Source organism: Alkalihalobacillus sp. MEB130 (genome assembly GCF_032335535.1).
In the GTDB taxonomy this organism is placed as follows: Bacteria; Bacillota; Bacilli; order Bacillales; family Bacillaceae_D; genus Halalkalibacter.
The window spans coordinates 106592-130541 of the sequence record NZ_JAOANA010000010.1 but is presented as its reverse complement, the minus strand read 5'-3'; the positions used below and the strand labels follow the sequence as shown (position 1 = coordinate 130541).

The following is a 23950-nucleotide window of genomic DNA, read 5'->3' as shown; positions in this document are numbered from 1 at the left end:
TCATGCTTCTTATTGTATCAGTCTCTCTTTCTAACGTCATGTTCTATGCCAAAATTACATATGGTCATCTAGAAGAGAAGAAGCTAAAATAGATAAGGCTCTCGAAAAATAAAGTGAGGTTTTTAGATGAATCGTTTTCGTTTTTGGGTATTAGTTAGCATTGTTGCAATTAGTGGCTTCAGCCAAGGAATGCTACTCCCCCTCATCTCTGTTATTTTCGAGCAAGACGGGTTATCAGCGACATTGAATGGACTAAACGCTACTGCTCTTTATATTGGGATTCTTCTTGTCTCTCCGTTCATGGAGCCACCCCTAAGAAAATTTGGGTACAAACCTATTATTATCATTGGTGGGTTAATTGTCATTCTTGCTCTTGCTCTCTTTCCTTTATGGAAATCCTTCTGGTTCTGGTTTTTCTTGCGACTATGCATCGGAATTGGTGACAATGCTCTGCATTTTGGAACTCAAACATGGATTACCTCCACCTCTCCTAAAGAAAAGCGCGGTAGAAATATAAGCATTTATGGTGTCTTTTTTGGAATTGGCTTTGCCATGGGTCCTTTAATGACTCCACTTATTTTTATTCATGAAGCATTGCCCTTTATTATTTCAGCTAGTCTTTGTTTAGTAGCGTGGTTATTTTTATTTGCTTTGCAAAATGACTTTCCGGAAAAAGCAATTGAACTGACCTCTTTTCGAGACACTGCTAGTCGTTTTAAAAAAGCCTTTTCCTACTCCTGGGTTGCTTTATTGCCAGCAGTAGGGTACGGCTTTTTAGAGGCATCATTAAATGGCAGCTTCCCAGTGTATGGTTTGCGAATTGGCATGGACGTTACCTCTGTCTCTATTTTATTAGTTTCATTTGCGATAGGGGGAATTGTGTTTCAACTTCCTCTCGGGATGTTAAGTGATCGTTTGGGGAGAAAGAAAATATTAACGTTCATTTTAGCATTTGGCAGTGTAACCTTTTTCCTTGCGAGCTTTCTGGAGCAAAATGTAGTTGGTCTTGGTATTTGTTTGTTTATCGCAGGTATGTTAGTTGGTTCTACTTTTTCTCTTGGTATTAGTTATATGACTGACTTAACACCGAAGTCTCTTTTACCGACTGGCAACATTTTATGTGGCATTGCGTTTAGTGTAGGAAGTCTCTTAGGCCCTTACATGGGTGGTCTCTTTATTCAATTCATAAGTGGCATCAGTTTCTTTCTTGTGATTAGCCTCATGCTATTGATCATATTTTTCTGTATCGCATTCCACAAACAGAAAGTCATTGCTTAATGCTTTGTTCTAGTCATGTCAAAGGGATGTCCCAAAAGGTCCGTTGACCTTTTGAGACATCCCCGAGACAGCCTCTTATTCTGCTACTAAACTCTATGTATGTTATTTCTTTAGGGCTTTAAAATCTTCAGCTGCTTCTCTTGTTGCTTTCACTATCTCTTCGGAGCTTTCTTTTAAATGTGAAGCTGTTTCTCCAATTAATTTGACATCTTTTGAAATGTCTCTTACAACAGAAGAAACTTCATTAGCAGTCGTTCTAACTTGATCGACAATCTGTTCACGATTATCTCTAAGAAACTGAACCGCATTTTCAGTTCCTTCCCTAATCTGACGTAATTCTGCTAACATTTTTGTTCTCCATTCTTTTTTAGCTAGAACGATCGAAATCAAAATAACAGCAAAGATCCAGATCAACTTAAAAGAATTTGTTTTCTTCTCCATTTCGCTCCTCCTCTTTTCTGTCTTACCATTATTTTAGCAAGAAATGGCGAGAAAAGAAAAGAAAGAAAATAAATAACGCCTTCAAAAACGAATGATTACTCATTCATTTTTGAAGTAAAAAAAACTTCCTTCTTTTAGTACTTCAATTTGTCCCGATTCAAGTAATAAGTCTAAGTGACCAAATGTTTCGGAAAACGTTAAATCAGGTTGTTTCCTATGCTTCTCCTTAAACAAACGATAGCTAATTTCATGGGCAGTCATTTTTTCACTTGAAATCAATTCTTTTATTGCTTTTGCTCTTTCTAGATGCCCTCGTAATCTCTGGTCAACTAATTGATCAACGTTGTGAACCATATCCCCATGCCCCGTCATAAGTAATTTCACTTTTAAAGATTTGACTAATCGTAAAGAGTCTCTATACTGAAGCAACGTTCTCGGTCTTTCCTCTCCAGTCATAGGAGCTTCAAGTAATGCATTAGAAGAAATTGTGGCTAGTAAAACATCCGCCCCAATGGCTATTTGATCCTGTTCACGAATAATCATAATATGATTTTGCGAATGACCTGGTACTTCTATTACTTTCCAGCCTGGAAGCCCTGGTACTTCGTCGCCATGTTTTACAACAATATCTAACTCTGTTGCTTCAATGTAATTAATATAGGCAGCGCTAGATTTTTCAATTTTACTTAGAAGTTCAATAGGAAGTCCGTTTTCGATATACAACTGACGAAGATACTGTTCATACTTCCTGAAAAATTGTTGATCCTTTTCAATCCATGGTTTTAAGTACCGATGACCAATCATTGTGGCGTGTTTGAATAAACTAGCCAAACCGATATGATCAGGGTGGTGATGGGATAGAATAACTTGATCAATATCTTCAACTTCATATCCAAGCTGATTCAGCTGTTTTATTAGCTCTTTTCTACCTTCACCAGTAAGAGGTCCTGTATCAAACAGCGTGAGTGACTTCCCACAAATTAAATAAACATGAACAGGACCTACAAGAAATGGTGTTGGAATGGTTAATTGATGAATCGTTTCAGCGCAAACAGTCAATAGACAGCCTCCTTTTATAAAGTATGGAGAACTTCTTTACATCTTACATCTTTAGACGGCAACATTTCCACGCCATTCTATTGATTATTAATTATATGCTTGAGTTAAAAAATCATCCGTTTCTACTTTTTCAAATCCCTCGTGGCTTGATTTTTTTAACTCATTTAACTCACTTGCTAAACGGTCCAACTTTTTTTGCATTTCCTCAATCATCTTTTTCTCTGAAACTGTCATGGTTTCCCTCTCCCTTTTATGAATTGATTGAGCAGTCGCTCACTTTTTATTTAGCTTTAAAGAACACCTTTTATAATGTTAAAAATATTCTAACAATAAACTATGCGATTTGTAAACTATTTTTTTAAATGTTTCAAACTTTGTTACAATTATCTAGTTATGCACAGACTTATCAACAGAATTGTGTATAACTTTATAGGCTATGTTGATAACACTGAAATAAATGTGAATAACATGTTCTTCATGTATATAGATTTAGTTTGTTCGACAAGTTCTAACAAATTTCCTTTTTGTCTAAAAATTGTAACAATTCCATCTTTATTTCGCTTACATCCATGATATACTAGTCATTGTAAGATATCAAAAGAACAGGTGGGGTTATCATGAGAAGACAATCCACATCATTTGAAGAACTTGTTTTAGAAAACAAAAAACAGTTACTAAATGATCCAGAAGCTTTAGCTAAAATTGAAGAACGTATCGATGAAAGAACATCTGTCTCTTCAAAGGAAGAACAAGATAAAAAATAAAAAGTTGTTTTTAAGGGGGCGTTCACCACGTGTTCGTTCCATTGCGCTCCAGCCACTCGCACCCACAAGGAGGTGGCGAGCCTCCACGGCTGCGCCTGTGGGGTCTCGCCCCTACCTCTTCTTCCCGCAGGAGTCGAGTGACTTCCGCTCCATTTCACTAAGAGGAAAACGTTTTTTCACAGCAACTATCTTTAAAAACAGCCAAATAAAAAGAGCGATTTTACCATTGTTAGGTAACTCGCTCTTTTTTTGTTGACTTTTCTATCTTAAGACTGAAGGAAAACAATTGGAAAAATAAACGAATAGATCCAAAATATTAACGCAAAGTAATAGCAGGTTAATGAACATTTGTTACACATCCATCATTTTTTTGTGTGAAAGGAAGTAAGAAAATGGATAATGTTATGCTTGCTCGAATGATCTTTGGCACTTCTATTGCTTTTCATATTATTTTTGCGACTTTAGGTGTGGGAATCACCTTAATGATTTTAGCAGCAGAGATCATGCGGATCATTCGCAAAGATGAGGATTATGGCACACTTGCTAAACGTTGGACAAAAGGTGTAGCCATTTTACTCGGGGTCGCGATACCGTCTGGAACGATTGTCGCAGTTATGTTAAGTCTACTTTGGCCAGGGTTTATGGAAATTGTGGGAGAAGTTATTGCGCTTCCTTTTCAAGTTGAGATTTTCGCTTTCTTTTTAGAAGCTCTTTTCCTCTCTATTTATATTTATGCTGCTGATCGCCTCTCCCCAACGATGAGAATTGTGAGTGTTTTCTTCGTTGCTCTTGGTGCTACAGCTTCAGCCGTGTTAATTACCAATGCCCATGCATGGATGAACACCCCTCGAGGATTTGACTTGGTAAATGGTCAAGTAACAAATGTGAACCCATTAGCTGCAGTCAATAACCCTAGTTTCTATGTTACGTCTCTCCATGTAGTGGGCAGTGCTTATATGACCGGGGCATTTGTTCTTGCTTCCGTTGCTGCCTATAAACTATTTAGAGGCGGCCTTTCAGAAAGAGAATATTCTTATCACCGAAAAGGGCTTACTCTTTCGCTTGCTATTGGGTTACTTATGACTTTTTATACTATGAATAACGGACATGATACGGCAATCATGCTTCATGAACATATTCCTGTAAAACTCGCGGCAGCAGAAGGATTATTTGAAACACAAGCGAATGCCCCTTTAGCTATTATGGGCACGCCTGACCCTGAAGCTGGAAGAGTTGTTGGTGGCATTGAAATCCCTGGGATGCTTAGTTGGTTAGCGACTGGATCAACGGACGGGGTTGTACGAGGATTATATGATTATCCACGTGATGAGTGGCCACCTCTATTTGTACATACATTGTTTAACGTCATGGTAGGAATAGGCTCCGCTCTCTTTGGCTTAGCTGTATTGTTTTGGATTTTCTGGTTTATAAGAAGAAAATCTCAGAAGCCATATCCGAAATGGTTACTTGCTGGGCTCGTTGCATCAGGTCCTCTTGCCATGATTGGAATTGAGACAGGTTGGATCTTTAGTTGTACTGGTAGACAACCTTGGACGATTTATGGAATTCAGCGAACAGGAGAAGCTGCAACGACTTCTGGAAATCTCGGAATGTTATTTGTGCTCTTCGTATCTCTGTATCTCGTTCTTCTTGTCATAACAGCCCTTGTTATGCACTTTTACTTTAATCGAAATCCAGTTTCCAACGATTTAGAATCAGCAACTTAAGGCGGTGAATGGGTATGGAAGATGTTTATATAGCAATTATCATTCTGTGGGCTTTTCTTTATATGTACGCGATTGCTGGCTCCATTGATTTCGGAGCTGGATTTTGGGCGATGTACTATAGAAAAAGGACAGACACAAAAGCAGCATCCGTTGCAAATCGTTATTTATCTCCTTCTTGGGAAGTAACAAACGTGTTTCTTGTTTTACTCGTAGTTGCATTGGTGAGCTTTTTCCCAGGAGCTGCAGCGACTCTAGGAACGTTAATGATTGTTCCTATTTGCTTAGTACTCTTTCTTTTGACGATACGAAGTGCTTTCATGGTTTACTCTTATTCAGTCCAAAAATATACGAATATGCTAGTCATCATTTCTGGAGTAACTGGACTGCTAATTCCTGCATTGCTTATTAGTATTTTACCGGCTGCCATTGGAGGGTTTGTAGAAGTTGTTGGCGACAGACAATATATTTTGATTGATCAGTTATTTACTAGTCCAACATTCTACACTCATCTTGGCTTCGGTCTAAGTACAGAGTTGTTTTTATCGTCTTTGTTGTTAAGTGATTATGCGAAAGAAGCAGGCTCTGAGGAGACCTATCACGTATATAGACGGAACGCAATCATTCTCGGACCGATTACATTGTCTTTTGCCGTGGGGGCGATTATGACTCTTATTCCAGAAGCCTTTTGGATGTTTGAAAATATGGCTAATGAGTGGCTATTGTTTACGTTATCACTATTAGCCTTTTCAATCGGCTATAGCGCCCTTTGGTGGCCTTCTAAAAAGTTTTCCATCGGCAGACCAAGAGTAGCCGTTCTTCTTATTGCTTTGCAATTTGGACTAGCTAGCTTTGCTTACGGCTCCGCTCATATGCCTTATTTCCTTTATCCTGACGTTACCATTTATGATGCCTTTACAAATGAAGTGATGTTTCATCTCCTTTTAATCGGATATGGAGTTGGGATGGCCATTTTAATCCCTGTCTTCATCTGGTTTTGGCGTCTCTTTATGAAAGACAAGAGATACTTACGGCAAGATGCACCTCATTAGAAGAGAAAAGGGAGCCAACAGGTTAAATCTAGACCTGTCGGCTCCCTTCTTCATTATGAATTCGTAAGTTCCATAAATTCATCAACATCAACAAGAATCAAATCAATTGCTTCTTGCCAAAAGTCTTTCTTTGTTAAATCAACGTTCAGATGTTTGCTTGCAAGATCCTCGACCGTCATGCTAGCTGTATCTTGTAAAAGCGCAATATAATCATCTTCAAATGACCTTCCCGCTTCAAGTGCCTTTTTATAAATTCCTAAGCTAAACAAAAAGCCAAATGTATATGGGAAGTTGTAAAATGGGACTCCTGTAATATGGAAATGAAGCTTGGATGCCCAGAATGTTGGAGAATACGTTGCTAACTGATTGCCATACGCTTCTTTTTGTGCGTCTTCCATTAGAGAGTTAAGTTCTTCTACTGATAATAATTTTTCTTTACGCGCTTCATAAAACCTAGTCTCGAATAAAAATCTAGCATGAATATTCATGAAAAAGGCAAGCGATCGAGAGATTTTGTTTTCAAGTAAAGATAACTTCACCTCTTCTGTTGGTGCCTCTTTTACTAATGCGTCTGCGATGATCGTTTCCGCAAATGTAGAAGCTGTTTCAGCAACATTCATCGCATATCTTTGAGCAAGTGGGTCCATATCTTTTAGGCAATGCCCGTGATACGCATGCCCGAGTTCATGAGCTAATGTGGCTACATTCGCCATTGTTCCGTCATATGTCATGAAAATTCGTGATTGCTTTGAAAGTGGGAAAGATGTGCAAAAACCTCCTGGACGCTTACCGGCGCGATCCTCCGCTTCAACCCATCCATCACGAAGCGCTCCCTCAGTGAACGAAGCTAATTTCGGACTAAATGGTTGAAAGTGCTTAATAATCAGGTCACAAGCATCTTCATAAGAAATAGACGTATCTCCTTCAACTGGCAAAGGTGCGTGAACATCGTGCATCGCTAATTTTTCAACACCTAACAATTGAGCTTTTCTAGTCATAAACTCATAAAACTTCGGTTTATTTTCCGTAATTGTTGACCACATCGCATCGAGCGTTTCCTTTTTCATTCGGTTTATAGCAAGAGGCTCTTTTAAGACGTCGCCCCACCCCCTTGCATGATATAAATTCAAGCGGAACCCAGCCAAATGGTTCAACGTGGAAGCAAAGAGATCGGCTTCTTTTTCCCAAGCTTTTTCTGATACTATCTCAGCTCGTTCTCTTACCGAACGATCCGAGCTATTAAGTCGATTTTGTAATTGTCCTGCAGAAAGCAATTTCTCCTGTCCATTCTCTTCGAATGGAATTTGCATTCTACCAACCGCTGAATTGTACACATTTCCCCATGCATGATATCCATCTATAGCAAGCTCCGCTGCTAGCTTTTCTTCGTTAGGTGATAGCTTCTCTTTTGCTTGTAGACGACGTTCTTCTAGATTAAAAGTGACACCTGATAAAGAAGGACGTGAAACAAGATTCTCCCATTGATTCGCATCTAGTTCTCCTAAAAAGTCTTCAATCGTCCCCCAGATATTTTGGATCTTTGTAGCTTGCTCCGTCATTTTCCCTTGCCAAAGTGTTGCCTCTTTATCTTTCACGTTTTGAGCCGTTAAACAACTAACAAATGCACTCGCTTGTCTTGTTCTTTGCATTAGTTGTTGGACGCTATGTATATGCTGCTCTAGCTGATCAAGCGTTACTTCTTCCCCTATTGAATCTGCCAACTCACCTAACAACCTATCCGTCTCTTTCACAAAATGAGCAAACTCCTCAGAGTGACTTCCGCCTTTAAAAATGGAGTCTAAGTCCCATACTTCAGGATATTTCATCTATATATTCCTCCTTATTATTTCGATTTCCGTAATAACATTCTATCAGAAAATTAATAAAATTGCATGTTTAATAAATTCACTCATTTGTTTTTCAAAGCGTGGTTTTGAACTATAATGAAAATATAACAAAGGTGAAGGTGTGGTTTAAATGAAGTTAGACACAACCGACAAACGCATTCTAGAACTTCTTACAGGTAATGGACGAATGTCTTATGTAGACATTGCCAAAGAGCTAGGTTTATCACGAGTAGCCATCAGGGAACGGATTAACCAGTTAATGGAAGAGGAAGTGATTGAAAAATTTAGCGTCGTCATTAATTCAGATAAAGTCGGCAAAAAAGTTTCAGCATTTTTTGAAGTTGACTGTGAACCTACTTCTCTCGTTGCAGTAGCAGAAACATTGGCCGAAAACCCCAGAGTGGCAAGTTGCTATCAAATGACAGGTCCAAGTACTTTACATATGCATGTACTCGTTGAGGACTTTGATCAGCTCGAGCAATTTACGAACGAAGAATTATACGCTTTAAAGGGAATCACTCGAGTAGAAAGCCACATATTATTAAGGCGATTTAAAAGTCGCACTGGGTTGAAACTATAAGCTAAAAAATAGGGATGCGCCACCCGGTCTGAACTTGACCTTTTACGCATCCCTAAATGGGTATTACCATACAGCTATATGCCCGTCCGTTCTTGATTCTGTCCCTCCGACTAAAACGCCACTTTCAGGATCTCGCCAAATAATTTGACCTCTTCCAAATGGACCTCCTTCAAGCTCCACCTTTACGTCATGCCCTTTTCTAGCTAGTTCTTCTGCTATATGTGGAGCTAAATGACGTTCAACATGAATTTTTTTCCCTTCTGACCACATCCAGCGAGGTGCGTCCAAGGCTGCTTGAGGGTTTAATCCGAAATCAACTGTATTCACAACAACTTGAACATGACCTTGTGGTTGCATAAACCCACCCATCACACCAAAGGGACCAACTGCTTGATCTCCTTTCGTTAAAAAGCCTGGAATGATCGTATGATACGTTTTTTTACCTGGCTTTAATGCATTATCATGAGATGGATCTAATGAGAAATTATGACCACGGTTTTGCATAGCAATCCCTGTTTCTGGCACAACAATCCCCGAACCAAATCCCATATAGTTACTTTGAATGAAGGAAACCATGTTTCCATCACCATCTGCCGTAGCTAAATAGACCGTCCCGCCTTTTTGTGGTGTTCCAGGCTCTGGCGTTAATGCGTCTTCGCCAATTTCGTTGCGACGTGATTGTGCATATTCATCTGAAAGGAGTTGCTCTACTGTTACACTCATAGACGATGGATCGGCAATATACTTCATGCCATCTACAAAAGCCAGTTTGATCGCTTCCATCTGTTTATGATAAGTATCAACAGATTCTTTTTCGGCAAACTCAAATCCTTTTAGTATATTTAACGCTTCAAGAGCGATGAGTCCTTGTCCATTTGGCGGAATCTCCCAAACATCATATCCACGATAATTTACACTAATCGGTGTCACCCATTCAGGCTTGTATGCTTCTAAGTCCTCTTTCCGTAAAAATCCACCATGCTTCTGGAAAAACTGATCAATCTTATCTGCCAACTCTCCTTCATAAAAGGCTTTCGCATTGGTCTCACCTATCAGTCGTAATGAATAAGCATGCCCCGGAGAAGTCCACAACTCTCCCGCTTTAGGAACCTTTCCACCTGGAGCAAACGTCTCAAACCACGATGTAAATTCGTCCCCTTCTAATAAGCGAGAGTACGCTTTATAAGCACGTTCCCAATACTTTGCCAACGTTGGCGTTAACGGAAACCCTTCTTCTGCATACTTAATGGCAGGTTCTAGCACTTCACTTAGCGGCAACTTCCCAAATTTCTGCGATAGCTCAGCCCACGCACCTGGTGTACCGGGGACCGTAACTGGAATCATCCCAAACTTCGGTAATTCCTTTTCATAGCCTGCTTCTTTCACTGCTTCCATCGTGAGTTTACTAGGAGCTTGTCCGCTTCCATTTAGTCCGTGAAGCTTTCCATCGACCCAAACTAATGCAAAGCAATCAGATCCGATTCCATTCGACGTTGGTTCAACGACTGTTAAGCAAGCTGCAGTGGCAATTGCCGCATCAATGGCATTTCCACCTTTCTTTAATATATCAAGACCCGCTTCAGCCGCAAGCGGTTGAGAGGTTGCAACCATCCCCTTCTTTCCATAGATAACATTACGACTTGATGGATACGGATATGTATGTGGATTTTGATTCATTTTCTTCCCCCCTATTATATTTCGAGTAACTAAACAATAGATAAATAAATTATAAAGGATTAAGCTAAGCTTCGTCTATGAACAACTTGCTTTTCCTTTAAAACAAATATTACTAGCAGAGACAATTAAAAGCCTTCTACGATTTGTTATCATAGAAGGCTTTGTAAGCTACAATTATTTTACATGTTGTAAATATGGTGTTAAATCAATATTTAAGTTTTCTGCTAAACGCTTCCCTAGTTCTTCATCCGCACGATAGAAGTTGCAAATCGCTAATAGTTTAGTTTGATATGCAACAGATGAGATATCAGCAGTAATGTTTCTCACTAACGCATCTTGCTCTTCTTTCGAGTAACGGCGATACACTTGACCTGCTTGACCAAAGTTATTGGTCTTATCAATTTCTTGTCTCCCAGCTGTACCTTGAACAGGAGTGTGATGATCGGTATAAGCACCGTCTTCTTTCGGTGTATGCTCATAACGGTTCGGCTCATAGTTAATTCGGTCTGTTTGCTGTTTGAATGCCATCGCCCCATCACGCTGGTTATTGTTCACTTGTGCAAACGGACAGTTAATAGGCAGTTGTAAATAATTCGGACCTACACGGTAACGTTGCGTATCAGAGTACGAGAACAAACGACCTTGAAGAAGCTTATCTTCTGATGGTTCAATACCCGTTACAACCACTCCTGGGTTAAAGCCCACTTGCTCTGTTTCAGCAAACACATTCTCTGGATTTTTGTTTAACGTCATCGTTCCAACAAGTTGATAAGGAATGTCTTCTTCAAACCAATCTTTCGTAGCATCTAACGGATCAAAATCAAACTTATCCATGTCGGCCGGATCTAAAATTTGAACGTAGAAATCCCACTCCGGATACTCCCCATTTTCAATTGCCTCATATAAATCTTGAGAAGCATGGTTGAAGTTCTCCGCTTGTATCTTTGCCGCTTCTTCTGGAGATAAATTCTTAATACCTTGCTTTGGCACAAAGCGGAATTTCGCATATACCGTGTTACCAAACTCATTTACTAGTTTAAGAGCATGAACACTCGAGCCACGCATATGACGGTAGTCTGCTGGAATTCCTTCATCTGATAAAAGGTGCATTAGCATATTCGTTGTTTCTGGTCTTAATGACCAGAAATCCCAATAACGATCAGGATCTTGGCGACCAGTCCGCGGATCTGGCTTTAATGAATGAACTAAATCAGGGAATTTCATCGCATCTCGGATGAAGAATACCGGCAAGTTATTTCCCACTAAATCCCAGTTCCCTTCTTCTGTATAAAATTTCACCGCAAATCCACGAGGATCACGAAGAGTTTCAGGCGAATGTAAGCCGTGAATTACGGTTGAGAAACGTACAAAAACAGGTGTTTCTTTTCCTTCCTCTTGGAATAAAGCAGCTTTTGTGTAACGTTTAAGACTATTTTTCACTTTAAATACACCATGAGCACCCGCACCACGTGCATGAACCACCCGCTCTGGGATGCGCTCACGATCAAAGTGAGCTAACTTTTCAATTAATTGATAGTCTTCTAATAAAGTAGGACCACGTTGCCCTGCTGTTCGTGAGTTTTGATTATCAAAAATAGGTGCACCTTGATTTGTTGATAACTTTTTCATGTATGTTCCTCCTAATTAATTTCGCGTTTGTTGATAGTTAACTGCCATTTATTTATATTTCTATATAACCAAATCTAGTAGTATAAGAACCTTCATTTTTAATTTTGTTATCCGATCCGTTACATTACGCTTTAGGCACTTGCTTTCCGCGGGGAGGAGCCAAGCCCCCACGACGTTCCGTCAGTGGTGTCTTGCCCTTTCCTCTTTTTCCCGCAGGAGTCAAGTGCCTTCCGCTCCATTCCACTATAATTTAATCGAGAATCAATAGTGAAGATCTATACGAAAAAGGACCTTATATAAAGAAGTGTATATAAATTATTTAAAACAACTCCTTGTTTATAATAATTATTAATTGATTACGTTTATCATTGTAACCAACCGACCTTCCTCTGTCAACAACAAACGATAATAATTTTAAAGAGAGAATTATAATCAACCAACACAAACACAAAGAAAACCCTATAGAACAAGTTGTTCCATAGGGTTTTGATCATTTTTTTAATAAACGCTTATCATTTTTATTATACAAATGATAAAGAGGCTCGAGCCCTCTCCGCAAAAAGTGAGTGACTGGAGCGCAGTGGAACCCACAAGGAGAACATAAAATACAGCATTCCCTTCCTATTTCCGTCCATAATCCGCTTTAATTTCTCCCCATTTTTCCGTATGCCACTTTTTAATTTCGTTGTTGTACGTATTCGTTTGAAGCCATTTTTCCGCTCGGTCCATTAATGACCAGATATAGGCCGTCTTCTCATTTCGCTCTAAAGTCGATTTAGCCTTCTTTTGCTTCACCCATTTGATCGCGGTCATCGAATCCGAATAAATGGTCTTTGAACTTCCTTGTTCTTTTAAATAAGCTAATCCGTGAACAATCGCTAAAAACTCTCCCATGTTATTCGTACCAATATGTATTTCATCATGAGCAAACAATATTTCTCCCGTTTTCGTGTCTACTCCTTTGTATTCCACAATTCCAGGGTTTCCTCTGCAGCCCACATCAACAGATATACTGTCCCAATCCACTTCTTCATTAACATCGACTTTCGTCGCTTTTGAGGATTTGGTACTCGCTGGGCTCTTTCCTCCCGCTAACGCTGCTTCTGCCTCAGCCTTTGTTGGAAACGACTTGAATCTAGCCCCAGTAAACCCTTTCACTTGGGCTTCACATTCAGCCCACGTTGTAAAAATACCTGTCTTCCTCCCTTTCCAAACAACATAAAACTTCTTTTTCGCCACTATTCCACCTACTCTTTGAATAGAATTTTGATCTAAAGAAATAGTAACAGTGAAACCAATTTAAGACAATGAGGAGGCTATCGAAATGGATAAGCGCAACAGACAAAAAGGAAAAGCACTAACAAATAATCAAACTCCAAAGGAAAACTTACTGAACGAAGATGTTGCAAGTGAAATGATCGACAACGGTTCAAACCGAGCAAACGATAAGAAAAAATAAATAATCATATTTTATGTATAAAGTTGGACCCTTTTGCCAATAATGGTGCTAAAAAAGAGGTGCAATCCAGCGTGAATGTGACGATAAACCGCAAACGTTCAGTGAACGAGCCTGGTGACCTTATTAGCACGAAGAAAAACAAACTTTACGCCATTATCGAGGATCGTGGTGAGAAGTACCCATTCCACCTTCTATGCCTTGAAACGTTCACCATTGTTGAGAGTTATGACTCTTTACCAACCAATAAAGAACTAGAAGAAGACATCGGAGAAAAACTAGATGGCATTTACCAACATCGTGATTCTCATATAACGGTTAATTAAAACAAGCAGCATAAAAAGATCTTTCTAGCAGATTTGGGAAAGTGCAATGGCTTCACACGTTGCGCTCCTGCTATGAGAGACCCACTCATAGCAGGCTTAAAAGAAGGCAACGGCTCCGCTTATTGCTTAAAGGCCACTGAAAAAGGTGAAAAACACACCTTTTTCAGTGGCCTGTTTATTTTAGACTTGCATAGTCCAATGTAACAAATTCGTATCCTTTTTCTCGTAAGTCTTGAACCGCCATTTTTACCCCTTCTGCCGTTCCACTTTGAGGCTGATTCATATGAAGCAACACAATCGACCCGCTTGTTGCCTTTGAAATAGCCTGGTGCACTTCTGTCGCAGAAAACGTAGCACCTGCATCTCCTAATACATCAAAATTAACCACTTCTAACCCTAATTCTTGTACAATTTCAACGGCAACCTCATCATAAAAAGCCGTTCCTGAACGAAACAAGGTAGGAGCTTGTCCAGTTAAATTTTGGATCGTATGTTGATTGCCTAACACCTCTTCCTTTACCTCTTCTGGCGTTAAAGTACCATCTATTCCCCATGCCGATTTCCCTGTAACCGAAAGTGGTACATGAGCCGTTCCATGATTTTCAATTTGAAACAAAGGGTCATTCGCTAAGTTTAAAAACAATTCCTCATGTTCTATAATCCAGCGTTCATTGATGAACAAAGTTGCGGGCACTTGCTCTTGTCGTAAAAACGCAATCAGTTCTTCATCATAGCCATTTCCATAAGGACCACCACAAGCATCAAAGGTTAGAGCTATCACCTTTTCATCCGTGACCATATGTGTTTTGACACCATCCACCTTTTCCCCCCATTGCTTCGGTTTTCGATCTTCAAACTGACTTAGATCGAATTCAATTAGATCGATTTCCTCATCAGATAGCTCTATATCCGATGGTGTCACAGAATCCCCATTTTCATCTTCTGCCAAAAAATCCTGCTCATGATCCGATTGTTCTTCTCTTTCATTCTCAAATGAAATATCTGAAGAAGTCTCTACTCCACACGCTTTTAAGCTAATAACTGCCAATAGTAGTAAAATTTGAAACCACTTCATCTAGATGAACTCCCTTTCAATCATAATAATCCCCCTAAGATATCTTCCTAGGGGGATGGTCTTTACTCATTTTTCGAAGATTCTTTTTCATGCTTTTCCGATTCTTCAAACCAATCATCTAGCACTTTAGCATCTAGTACTCTACCTTCAATAAAAGAAGATTGCTTATCTAAAAACAGACTCTTCCATTCTACATCTAAGTCTTCAGCGATTTTAATAACTGTTAATAATTCCTGCCAAGCAACATAGCGCTTATACCAGAAAAACTGTGGTTGCTCCGTCATGTATGGGTACAGATCATCAAATTCGGTATGCTTACAATCTACGGTACGCTCAAATTGTGTCTTAGCCTGCATAACCCGCTCTTCAAAATACGTATGAATGTTTTTCTCTTCCACCTGTAATCCCTCCCAATTAAATTCTATCTAATGAAAAAATTTAAGAACAACACAAGAACATTCGTTATATTAATTCTAACCTATGCTAAATCTCCAAGATAAAGAATACATATGCCCGAATTATATTTATAATCATACCACGAGTAAGGTGTTTACTAAACGAAAAACAGTTAGAAAATTTTTGAAAAAGCGAAAATTTACCTATCTATTCACAAAATTGAAGCTACACTCTTTCTTAGGTATTTCTTAACGCCAATTCTTCTTCTCCTTAACACATTTAAAGCGTAAAAAATGGTGAATTCTTTAAATGTAAAATTTTTCATATGTTACTGATTCATTTCCATTGACGTTCATTGTCTTTCTCGATATGATTAATTCGGAAAAGAATACACATTTCGACAAAATTCTTAATTTCTATGAAGGGAGGAAAAGAATAATGTTATCCGTTAAAAAAGTACTAAATAATAATGTATTAGTGGCCGAACATCCTAATTATGAGGAAGTTATCTTAATTGGAAAAGGCCTAGGTTTCGGAAAAAAAGCTGGAGATTTCGTTGCTGATGAACAAGCTGAGAAGTTTTTTGTTTTAAAAGAAGAAAAAGAACAAGAACAATACAAGCAACTACTTGATTATGTTGATGAAGGTTTCATTGGACTGATGAATGATATTATTGAAATTGTGGAAGAACGCTTTTCTGTCCAGCTTCATGAGCACATTCATATCGCTCTAACTGATCACCTTTTTTATGCAATTAAAAGAGTGAAGCAAGGATTAGACGTTACCAATCCTTTTCTTCCTGAAACCGAACTCGCTTATCCGAAGGAATTCTCTGTAGCTAATGAAATCGTTGACTATTTAGGCAAACAATTAGACCTTACTATTCCTCCTGGAGAAATCGGCTTTGTTGCCTTACACATTCACAGCGCTTTAACACGACGGTCTCTAAAGGAAGTAAATCGTCACACACAATTGATTAGTGAATTAGTATCAGTAACAGAAACATCACTCAATTTATCCATTGATCGTAAAGATGTGAATTACTTACGCTTAGTCCGTCATCTTCATCATGCGATTGAGCGAATTAATAAAGGTCAATATTTTGACAATCAAGAGTCTTTAAAAAAGGTATTGCAAACTGAATATCCTGTATGCTACAATTTGTCTTGGAAATTGATGAAAATTATGCAACAGGCTCTAAAGAAAGCCATTCCAGAAGCTGAAGCGGTCTACTTGACCTTACATCTTCAGCGACTATCTAAACAGTAAAATAGCTACAGCTATCATAAATTTCTTTTTACGTGTTACTGGTTATGCAGGCATGAGAGGAAAGGAAGCGATTGCACGGACATTCCGCGCATCCCCTTGCCACTCATGTCTTTTTTTGTTGCATAAATATCAATTAATCCATTCAAAATAACTTTATAAGGAGGAATTATTATGTTTAAAAATTCGTTTGGCGTCATGCAACGTGTTGGTAAAGCACTTATGCTTCCTGTTGCATTATTACCAGCTGCAGGTATCTTGCTAGCTTTTGGTAATGCTTTGCAAAATCCGGACATGATTGCTCGTATTCCGGCTCTAGAAGCTGGTTGGGTCGTAATGCTTGCGAGTATCATGGAAAATGCCGGGGATATTGTTTTTGCTAACTTAGCGCTTTTGTTTGCTGTTGGGGTGGCTATCGGGCTCTCTAATGGAGATGGAGTTGCTGGTCTAGCTGCTCTAATTGGTTACTTAATTATTAACGTGACCATGAGCGTAATGGGTGGCTATGGTGACTGGTCACCAGAAATGATTTCAGGTGATCCTGGTATCTCGAATGTATTAGGAATTCCCACGCTACAAACTGGGGTATTTGGCGGTATTATAGCAGGTCTACTCGCCGCCTACACGTATAAGAAATACTTTAACATTGAGTTACCATCGTATCTTGGATTTTTTGCTGGAAAACGTTTCGTTCCAATTGCAACGGCGTTCTTCGGTCTATTAATCGGTATTGCTCTTTACTTTGTATGGCCTACGATTCAAGTTGGATTAAATAACTTATCGTACTTAATGGTAGAAACGAATCAAACAGCGTCTGCCTTTATCTTTGGTGTGATCGAACGTGCGTTAATCCCATTTGGTCTTCACCATATTTTCTATTCACCATTCTGGTTTGAGTTTGGTCAATACACAAATGCGGCTGGCGAGGTTATCCGTGGTGACCAACGTATGTTCTTTGCGCAATTACGTGATGGTGCTGAATTAACAGCAGGTACATTTATGACTGGTAAATTCCCATTCATGATGTTTGGTTTACCAGCTGCTGCACTAGCAATTTACCATTGTGCTCGTCCAGAACAGAAGAAAATGGTTGCAGGTATCATGGGTTCTGCAGCGTTAACTTCTTTCTTAACAGGTATTACAGAACCAATTGAATTTAGTTTCTTATTTGTTGCACCTGTTTTATTTGCTATTCACACCGTGTTTGCTGGTTTATCTTTCATGGTAATGCAAATTCTTGATGTTAAAATTGGTATGACATTCTCAGGTGGGGTTATTGACTTCCTACTATTCGGTGTCTTACCTAACCGTACAGATTGGTGGCTTGTCATTCCAGTTGGTTTGATTTTTGCCGTTATTTACTACTTCGGATTCCGTTTTGCGATTAAGAAGTTTAACTTAATGACTCCGGGCCGTGAAGAGATGGCTGAAGATGATCAACCAGCTGCTGGGAAAGTATCAGAACTTCCTTATAACGTATTAAAAGCACTTGGTGGTAAAGAAAACTTAACGAACTTAGATGCGTGTATTACTCGTCTTCGTGTAAGTGTAAGCGATATTGACAAAGTTGAAAAAGACACATTAAAGAAGCTAGGCGCTTCTGGTGTTATGACAATGGGGAACAATATTCAAGCCATTTTTGGTCCTCGTTCTGATCAAATTAAACAACAAATGCAAGATATCATTAGCGGGCGCACTCCAGCTCCTGTGGAAGAAGCAGCTCCTGCAAACGAAGCGGTTGCTGGTAATGTATCCTTCGTGTCTCCACTAGCAGGTAAAGTGATGCCAATTACAGAAGTTCCAGACCAAGTTTTCTCTGGAAAAATGATGGGTGATGGTTTTGCGATTGAACCAACAGAAGGTGTTGTGAAATCTCCTGTAAACGGGAAAATCATTAACCTGTTCCCGACTAAGCATGCAATTGGAATTTTGTCAGATGAAGGCAAAGAAATTCTTATCCATGTTGGTCTAGATACAGTGAATTTAAAAGGTGAAGGATTCGAAACACTTGTTAAGCAAGATGATACGATCGAACAAGGACAAGAGCTTCTTCGCTTCGATTTAGAATTTATCAAAGCAAATGCGACATCAACGATTACACCAATCGTCTTTACGAACTTAGCAGAAGGCGAATTTGTTCAAATTGATAAAGAGCAACAAGTATCATTGAGCGAAAGTGACGTTATTACTATTAAGCAAAAATAAATTCTATAGTCATTTCAAACAAGTTGCATGCATAGCATGAAACAAACAATAAAAACGAGGAAGCCACTTGGCTTGCTCGTTTTTATTGTTATTTGTCTGAAAGGATGATGAGTATGTATATCGGAAGCAAAGGTTGGTATGTCAAGAAGCTTAAAGAAAAAGGAATTCGCTATATAGAAGGTAGAAAAATAGAACGCTACAAAGCCCATATTTTAGCTAATCTTTTACATGAATCAGAGACAAAATAAGAATATAGATCTTCCTAATTAAGTGTCTGACAGCTTCTCTCCAATGTTCTAGTCACCTTCTACTTCACATTACTTGGTCAGGCACTTAAATCCTTTTGTCATAGGTCTTTATACTTATCTTGGCTGTAATTGGAATTCCTATCCTTTTTAAGCGCCTATATCCTGCATTCCCTCCGTAAACTCTCACATTATTACATAGAAGATGATGAATTCGACACTATTTTCAACTTCCTTTACCTGATAAAATCAAGTCTTACTAAGAAAAGATTTTAAAAAGTTGGTGAAAAAAATGTTTTCAAACGTTGAAATAGGAATTGACTTAGGTACAGCTAATATTCTCGTTTACAGCAAAGAAAAAGGCATCATATTAAATGAGCCTTCAGTTGTGGCATTTAATCTTGATACAAATGACGTGTTAGCGGTTGGAACAGAAGCAAAAAACATGGTTGGGAAAACACCTGCTAATATCGTTGCAATAAGACCATTAAAAGACGGCGTGATCGCTGATTATAATATGACTGCAAGCATGTTAAAAGCGATCATGAAAAAGACAAGCAAAGTACTTGGTTTCTCTTTAAGAAAGCCAAACGTTGTTGTTTGTGCACCATCTGGTTCTACTTCTGTTGAACGTCGTGCCATTTTAGATGCGGTACGAAGTTTTGGCGCTAAGAACGTTCATTTGATTGAAGAACCGTTAGCTGCTGCCATTGGCTCAGACCTACCAGTAGATGAACCAATTGCAAATGTAGTAGTTGATATTGGTGGAGGAACAACAGAAGTGGCCATTATTTCTTTTGGCGGTGTGGTAACATGTAATTCCGCAAGAGTTGGTGGAGATAAGTTTGATGAAGCCATCAGTCAACATGTACGCAAAACGTATAATGTTCTAATCGGAGAACGCACAGCTGAATTAATAAAAATGGAAATAGGGTACGCCCCTATTGAACATGAAGAAATGACTATGGAAGTACGAGGACGTGATCTCGTGCATGGACTACCAAAAACGATCACACTCTCTTCGAAGGAGATTCAACAATCTCTAAAAGAACTTCTTCTTCAATTGCTTGAATCGGTGAAAGCAACGCTTGAGGATTGTCCACCAGAGCTAAGTGGTGATATCGTCGATCAAGGTGTAATGCTTACCGGAGGAGGCGCACTATTAAACGGCTTACAAGAATGGCTCGCAAGCGAAATCTCGGTCCCTGTACACATAGCTCCAACCCCACTAGAATCAGTCGCAATCGGAACAGGACGTTCATTAGTGTACATCGATAAACTTCAAAAAATTACGGTTTAATGACTAAGAGGACTAGCATCTATATGATGTTAGTCCTCTTTCCATGTAATTTGGCTGGATTCGTAAAAAAGTGCTCGTTTATTTCAGACTTGAAATGAGCTTCGACCCGCTCCCGGGATGGGGGGCACGCTTTCCGCAGGCGGGCGTTGAACTAACCGGCTGCGCCGGTGGATTTCAACCAGCCCTTCCCTCCTGCAGGAGTCGGCCCTCCCATCCCGTCCGCTTTAATGAGAGGGAAGAGAGAAATTGTCTTCTCTTCAACGATTAACAGAAAGTATGAGGAATAACGTAAAAAGGCTTTAATTCTGTTTCATATTCCTTTCATCTATGACCTGAAGTTTAATTTTAACAACCATTTCACTGTCACTTATTTGACAGGGTCACAAAGACGAGAAACGAGATTGGAAATCAATACACCCATTGGAGAGCCTAATAACATTTAATTTGCGGAATCTAATAACAGGAATCTTTACAGAACACATCGCTCACAATAAGAATAAGTATGTGAAAACACCTTGTATTTTAATCTTTATAAAGCTTAGGAACTCTGCTCGAAAAAACAGGTACATCTCTTCGAATTCGAGTTACTTCATCTAAATTAAGTTCAACGTTGATGGTTTCTTCCTCAGTTGAAGAAGCTTTGACCATGATATCTCCCCACGGATTAATCACCATAGAACGACCCGCAAACTCAACCTCATCATACGTACCATTTCGATTACAACTCACCACGTACACCTGGTTCTCAATTGCTCTTGCTTGTTGAAGAATTTCCCAATGACTCGCTCTAGCAGAAGGCCACTCTGCAACAACAAACACAATCTCCGCACCTTGTAATGCTAAAGAGCGAACCAGTTCAGGAAAGCGTAAGTCGTAACAAATAATAACCCCCATTTTTCTTCCATCTAACTCAAAGACTTTAGAAGAACTTCTTCCACCTTTTAGATACAGATGCTCATCTAACATCGGAACAAGGTGAATTTTATCATACGTATGAACAAGGTTTCCTTCACGATCAAAAATATAGGAACGGTTGAATATCTCACCATCTTCTTCTACTGCAATGGATCCTGCGACGATGTTGACACGCAATGTAGCAGATAACTGCTGTAAGAACACATAGGTGTCGGTTTTATCTTCCCTAACCTTCTCTTCTAGCGTAGGGAGAATATAGGCAGTTGTCCACATTTCAGGTAAAACAAGGACATCAGGTTGTTGTTCTTCACAAATATGCTCTGCCCACTCTTGTACTTTTTTACGATTTTTAGCTGGATCACCTGGCACAATATTCATTTGATAAGAAGCTATTTTCATGTTACGTTTCCCCTCTATCTTTTTATTCTATTTCTATTTTTGCTTTGTTCGTTCTTTCCCTTTTTCTGTTACAGCAAACGTCCGTTTCATTGTTTTGATTTTATCAACTGGTCGAAACCGAAGAGCAGACCAATCCTCATCTATAGCTACTTGCCGTACTGGTTCATACCCTTCTTGTGATAACATTGCTCCAACTGTATCTCTGCTACAATCCGATCCTTTGTATTTCTTTGAAGATTTTTTCGGATAACTTAACCAAAGCATACCGTCTTCTTCTACCAATTCAACTGCTTTTATTGCAAGATCTTTTAACTGTTGATTCGTCGCACCAAATACATGGATAAATGCATACGAGTCTCTTTTGATTTCTGTATCCACTTCTGCTTCAAACTGAGAAAGAACCTCCTCATATTCTGCTGGTGCAGCCAATACGAGAACCGATTGCATCGGCTCTTTCCATTGTAATTTTTTGATAACAGGATGCATCGCGAACCACTCCTACTAGTATATTTATTTTATTATATCATTGCCTATCTTGATTAATAAATCTGATAACAATTAAAAACACCGAAGCTTCGTCATGAACTAGCTTCGGTGCAGTAAAATTAATTCCTTATAATAATATATACTAAGTACAGCAAGTAAAAAATCGTTAAAGCCATTCCCTCATATTTCTTCACTTTATAATGAGTACGAGAGAAAATAAACAACACGATTGTTAATACAAGTAAAACAAAAATATCAAAGAACAGTTTGTCATTTACAGGTAGCGGCGAAATAATGGAAGATACACCGAGCACAAACAGTAAATTAAAAATCGAACTTCCCACAATGTTTCCTAAAGCAATCTCACTTTGTTGTTTCATCGCCGCTGTGATCGAGGTGATTAATTCTGGTAAGGACGAACCTATTGCCACAATCGTTAAGCCTACTAACGTTTCACTCATACCAAAACGAAGAGCAATGTCTGTACTACTTTCTACAACTAAGTACCCTCCTAATATAATCGCTGCCAAACCAGCAACGGTAATAAGAGTGTTCTTGCCCCAACCACCTATTTGATCTTGGCTCATCTGTACATCCATTGACTCTTCACGGCTATTTCTAGCTGCTTCAATGACATAATACAAGAAAATAGCAAAGAACAATAAAAAGATAATCCCATCGCTTCGAGTAATATAGTTTGCATTTGTAAATTCAAGAATTCTGTCACTCATTGCTACGAGTAAGACAACAGTGGCAAGAAAAGCAAACGGAATTTCTTTTTTTATTGTTGGCCTTTCCACAGATAAAGGAAAGATAAACGCTGTAATACCGACTACTAACGACATATTTAATAAGTTACTTCCAATAATATTTCCTATTGTAACATCAGCATTTCCTTCCAAAGCAGCAATGATACTGACTGTTGCTTCAGGTGCTCCTGTACCAAAGGCGACAATTGTTAAACCAACAATAAGAGGAGGTACACGAAACAAGGCAGCGATATTGGATGAACCATCAATAAAGTAATCTGCCCCTTTAATGAGTAACCCGAAACCTAATAATAGTAAAAGATAGACCATGTTACATCACCCATCTACTTTTTCTTTCTTTTACTTTACACAACTTCGAGTCTTTTTAACCTCATTAAATCAACCTTATTAAAAGAAGGGAACGTAAACAGGCTCACGCCCTTTTACGTTCCCTATTATCAAAGTCTAAGCTGCATCTGATTCATGTCTCGTTCGTTTCGCCAAAAAGAACTGAGGATATTTCTTAGCTAACAAAAGCAATACTCCAAGTGTCAATAACATTTCAGGCACTAAATACGATAGATTATACAAAGCCGAATATAAACTAACATTCATTCCTTCCGGAGCATATTCTCCGAACCAAATAACACCTGAAGCAAAATGACTTAAGAAGCGAAGCGTTGTTGCAAACAACAGCCCAATCACGATAGCTGTAATACTCGGCACAGCACCTTTTTTCAATACCAAGATACTTGCTAACCCTAATACAAGATAAGCTAAAGGATAATCCAAAATCAACTGTACTGGATGTACAACATAACCTCCAATTAGAAGATTCAACAATCCAACTAACAATCCAGTGAGTACACCCATTTTCCATCCACGCCTAAACGCAATCACAAAAATCGGGACCATAATAAGCGATATCGACCCACCCATTGCCCATAAAGCACCAAATTTCACATTGCTCAATACAACCGCTAAACCAGTCATCACCGCTACTTCCATCATCGTTAACAAACGGTCTCGAGACATAAAAAAACCTCCTTTTGTTTTATCCACAAGAGAAGGTAGAGTTTGA

The 23950-nt window shown here is 39.0% G+C and carries 24 protein-coding genes; 11 read left to right on the top strand and 13 right to left on the bottom strand.

Annotated elements, in window-relative coordinates; translation table 11 throughout:
* Window positions 1-126 precede the first annotated feature (126 nt).
* Complete coding sequence (locus N0O92_RS11955) at window positions 127-1278, top strand: MFS transporter (RefSeq protein WP_315614891.1); 1152 nt, start codon at window positions 127-129, stop codon at window positions 1276-1278.
* A gap of 102 nt (window positions 1279-1380) precedes the next feature.
* Here the strand turns inward: N0O92_RS11955 and N0O92_RS11950 are convergent, their stop codons facing one another.
* The 3 genes from N0O92_RS11950 to N0O92_RS11940 all read right to left on the bottom strand — a co-directional run bounded on the left by N0O92_RS11950 (window position 1381) and on the right by N0O92_RS11940 (window position 3012).
* Window positions 1381-1719: a hypothetical protein gene (locus tag N0O92_RS11950; protein WP_315614890.1), complete on the bottom strand. Its 339-nt coding sequence runs from the start codon at window positions 1717-1719 to the stop codon at window positions 1381-1383.
* Window positions 1720-1818: 99 nt separating this feature from the next.
* Window positions 1819-2778: an MBL fold metallo-hydrolase gene (locus N0O92_RS11945; protein WP_315614889.1), complete on the bottom strand. Its 960-nt coding sequence runs from the start codon at window positions 2776-2778 to the stop codon at window positions 1819-1821.
* An 87-nt stretch (window positions 2779-2865) separates the two neighbouring features.
* Window positions 2866-3012 (bottom strand): hypothetical protein, encoded by a 147-nt coding sequence (locus N0O92_RS11940; RefSeq protein ID WP_315614888.1) that lies wholly within the window; start codon window positions 3010-3012, stop codon window positions 2866-2868.
* Window positions 3013-3395: 383 nt separating this feature from the next.
* On the opposite strand from N0O92_RS11940, the gene N0O92_RS11935 reads away from it, so the two are divergent.
* The 3 genes from N0O92_RS11935 (at window position 3396) to N0O92_RS11925 (ending at window position 6318) form a co-directional block, all read left to right on the top strand.
* Window positions 3396-3542 carry an FbpB family small basic protein gene (locus N0O92_RS11935; RefSeq protein ID WP_315614887.1) on the top strand — a complete coding sequence of 49 codons (147 nt, stop codon included), beginning with the start codon at window positions 3396-3398 and terminating at the stop codon, window positions 3540-3542.
* Window positions 3543-3934: 392 nt separating this feature from the next.
* On the top strand, window positions 3935-5269 hold the full coding sequence (locus N0O92_RS11930) for a cytochrome ubiquinol oxidase subunit I (protein ID WP_315614886.1): 1335 nt from the start codon (window positions 3935-3937) through the stop codon (window positions 5267-5269).
* Between the two features lie 14 nt (window positions 5270-5283).
* Window positions 5284-6318 carry a cytochrome d ubiquinol oxidase subunit II gene (locus tag N0O92_RS11925; protein WP_315614885.1) on the top strand — a complete coding sequence of 345 codons (1035 nt, stop codon included), beginning with the start codon at window positions 5284-5286 and terminating at the stop codon, window positions 6316-6318.
* A gap of 53 nt (window positions 6319-6371) precedes the next feature.
* On the opposite strand, the gene N0O92_RS11920 is transcribed toward N0O92_RS11925, so the two are convergent.
* Window positions 6372-8144 carry a M3 family oligoendopeptidase gene (locus N0O92_RS11920; RefSeq protein ID WP_315614884.1) on the bottom strand — a complete coding sequence of 591 codons (1773 nt, stop codon included), beginning with the start codon at window positions 8142-8144 and terminating at the stop codon, window positions 6372-6374.
* Between the two features lie 151 nt (window positions 8145-8295).
* Between N0O92_RS11920 and N0O92_RS11915 the strand changes: the two genes are divergently transcribed.
* Window positions 8296-8745, top strand: coding sequence for an Lrp/AsnC family transcriptional regulator (locus N0O92_RS11915; protein WP_315614883.1), 450 nt, complete (start codon window positions 8296-8298; stop codon window positions 8743-8745).
* 63 nt (window positions 8746-8808) lie between these two features.
* Here N0O92_RS11915 and ggt read toward each other — a convergent pair whose 3' ends face one another.
* The 3 genes from ggt to rnhA form a co-directional block, all read right to left on the bottom strand.
* Window positions 8809-10422, bottom strand: coding sequence for a gamma-glutamyltransferase (gene ggt / locus N0O92_RS11910; protein ID WP_315614882.1), 1614 nt, complete (start codon window positions 10420-10422; stop codon window positions 8809-8811).
* 174 nt (window positions 10423-10596) lie between these two features.
* The gene (locus N0O92_RS11905; RefSeq protein WP_315614881.1) at window positions 10597-12051 is read right to left on the bottom strand and encodes a catalase; all 1455 of its coding nucleotides are present in this window, start codon (window positions 12049-12051) and stop codon (window positions 10597-10599) included.
* Between the two features lie 621 nt (window positions 12052-12672).
* The gene (rnhA, locus tag N0O92_RS11900) at window positions 12673-13290 is read right to left on the bottom strand and encodes a ribonuclease H (RefSeq protein WP_315614880.1); all 618 of its coding nucleotides are present in this window, start codon (window positions 13288-13290) and stop codon (window positions 12673-12675) included.
* An 85-nt stretch (window positions 13291-13375) separates the two neighbouring features.
* On the opposite strand from rnhA, the gene N0O92_RS11895 reads away from it, so the two are divergent.
* Both N0O92_RS11895 and N0O92_RS11890 read left to right on the top strand, forming a co-directional pair.
* Window positions 13376-13510 (top strand): hypothetical protein, encoded by a 135-nt coding sequence (locus tag N0O92_RS11895; RefSeq protein ID WP_268870561.1) that lies wholly within the window; start codon window positions 13376-13378, stop codon window positions 13508-13510.
* A 71-nt stretch (window positions 13511-13581) separates the two neighbouring features.
* Window positions 13582-13833, top strand: coding sequence for a hypothetical protein (locus N0O92_RS11890; RefSeq protein ID WP_315614879.1), 252 nt, complete (start codon window positions 13582-13584; stop codon window positions 13831-13833).
* A gap of 175 nt (window positions 13834-14008) precedes the next feature.
* Here N0O92_RS11890 and N0O92_RS11885 read toward each other — a convergent pair whose 3' ends face one another.
* Both N0O92_RS11885 and N0O92_RS11880 read right to left on the bottom strand, forming a co-directional pair.
* Entirely contained in the window at window positions 14009-14908 is a 900-nt protein-coding gene (locus tag N0O92_RS11885; RefSeq protein ID WP_315614878.1) for a polysaccharide deacetylase family protein, read from the bottom strand.
* A gap of 62 nt (window positions 14909-14970) precedes the next feature.
* Entirely contained in the window at window positions 14971-15306 is a 336-nt protein-coding gene (locus N0O92_RS11880; protein WP_315614877.1) for a hypothetical protein, read from the bottom strand.
* Between the two features lie 436 nt (window positions 15307-15742).
* Here N0O92_RS11880 and glcT point away from each other — a divergent pair, with 436 nt between their 5' ends.
* From glcT to mreBH, 4 genes are all read left to right on the top strand, one after another.
* A complete protein-coding gene (gene glcT, locus N0O92_RS11875) occupies window positions 15743-16573 on the top strand; it encodes a glucose PTS transporter transcription antiterminator GlcT (protein WP_315614876.1) in 831 nt (276 codons plus the stop codon).
* A 171-nt stretch (window positions 16574-16744) separates the two neighbouring features.
* Complete coding sequence (ptsG, locus tag N0O92_RS11870; RefSeq protein ID WP_315614875.1) at window positions 16745-18775, top strand: glucose-specific PTS transporter subunit IIBC; 2031 nt, start codon at window positions 16745-16747, stop codon at window positions 18773-18775.
* A gap of 113 nt (window positions 18776-18888) precedes the next feature.
* Window positions 18889-19023 (top strand): DUF2639 domain-containing protein, encoded by a 135-nt coding sequence (locus N0O92_RS11865; protein ID WP_315614874.1) that lies wholly within the window; start codon window positions 18889-18891, stop codon window positions 19021-19023.
* A gap of 289 nt (window positions 19024-19312) precedes the next feature.
* Window positions 19313-20320: a rod-share determining protein MreBH gene (gene mreBH / locus N0O92_RS11860; RefSeq protein ID WP_315614872.1), complete on the top strand. Its 1008-nt coding sequence runs from the start codon at window positions 19313-19315 to the stop codon at window positions 20318-20320.
* 522 nt (window positions 20321-20842) lie between these two features.
* Here mreBH and N0O92_RS11855 read toward each other — a convergent pair.
* The 4 genes from N0O92_RS11855 to thiT form a co-directional block, all read right to left on the bottom strand.
* Entirely contained in the window at window positions 20843-21634 is a 792-nt protein-coding gene (locus N0O92_RS11855) for a carbon-nitrogen family hydrolase (RefSeq protein WP_315614871.1), read from the bottom strand.
* Between the two features lie 33 nt (window positions 21635-21667).
* Window positions 21668-22120: a DUF3052 domain-containing protein gene (locus N0O92_RS11850; RefSeq protein WP_315614870.1), complete on the bottom strand. Its 453-nt coding sequence runs from the start codon at window positions 22118-22120 to the stop codon at window positions 21668-21670.
* 119 nt (window positions 22121-22239) lie between these two features.
* The gene (locus N0O92_RS11845) at window positions 22240-23199 is read right to left on the bottom strand and encodes a calcium/sodium antiporter (protein WP_315614869.1); all 960 of its coding nucleotides are present in this window, start codon (window positions 23197-23199) and stop codon (window positions 22240-22242) included.
* Window positions 23200-23334: 135 nt separating this feature from the next.
* The gene (thiT, locus tag N0O92_RS11840) at window positions 23335-23904 is read right to left on the bottom strand and encodes an energy-coupled thiamine transporter ThiT (RefSeq protein ID WP_315614868.1); all 570 of its coding nucleotides are present in this window, start codon (window positions 23902-23904) and stop codon (window positions 23335-23337) included.
* Between the last annotated feature and the right edge of the window lie 46 nt (window positions 23905-23950).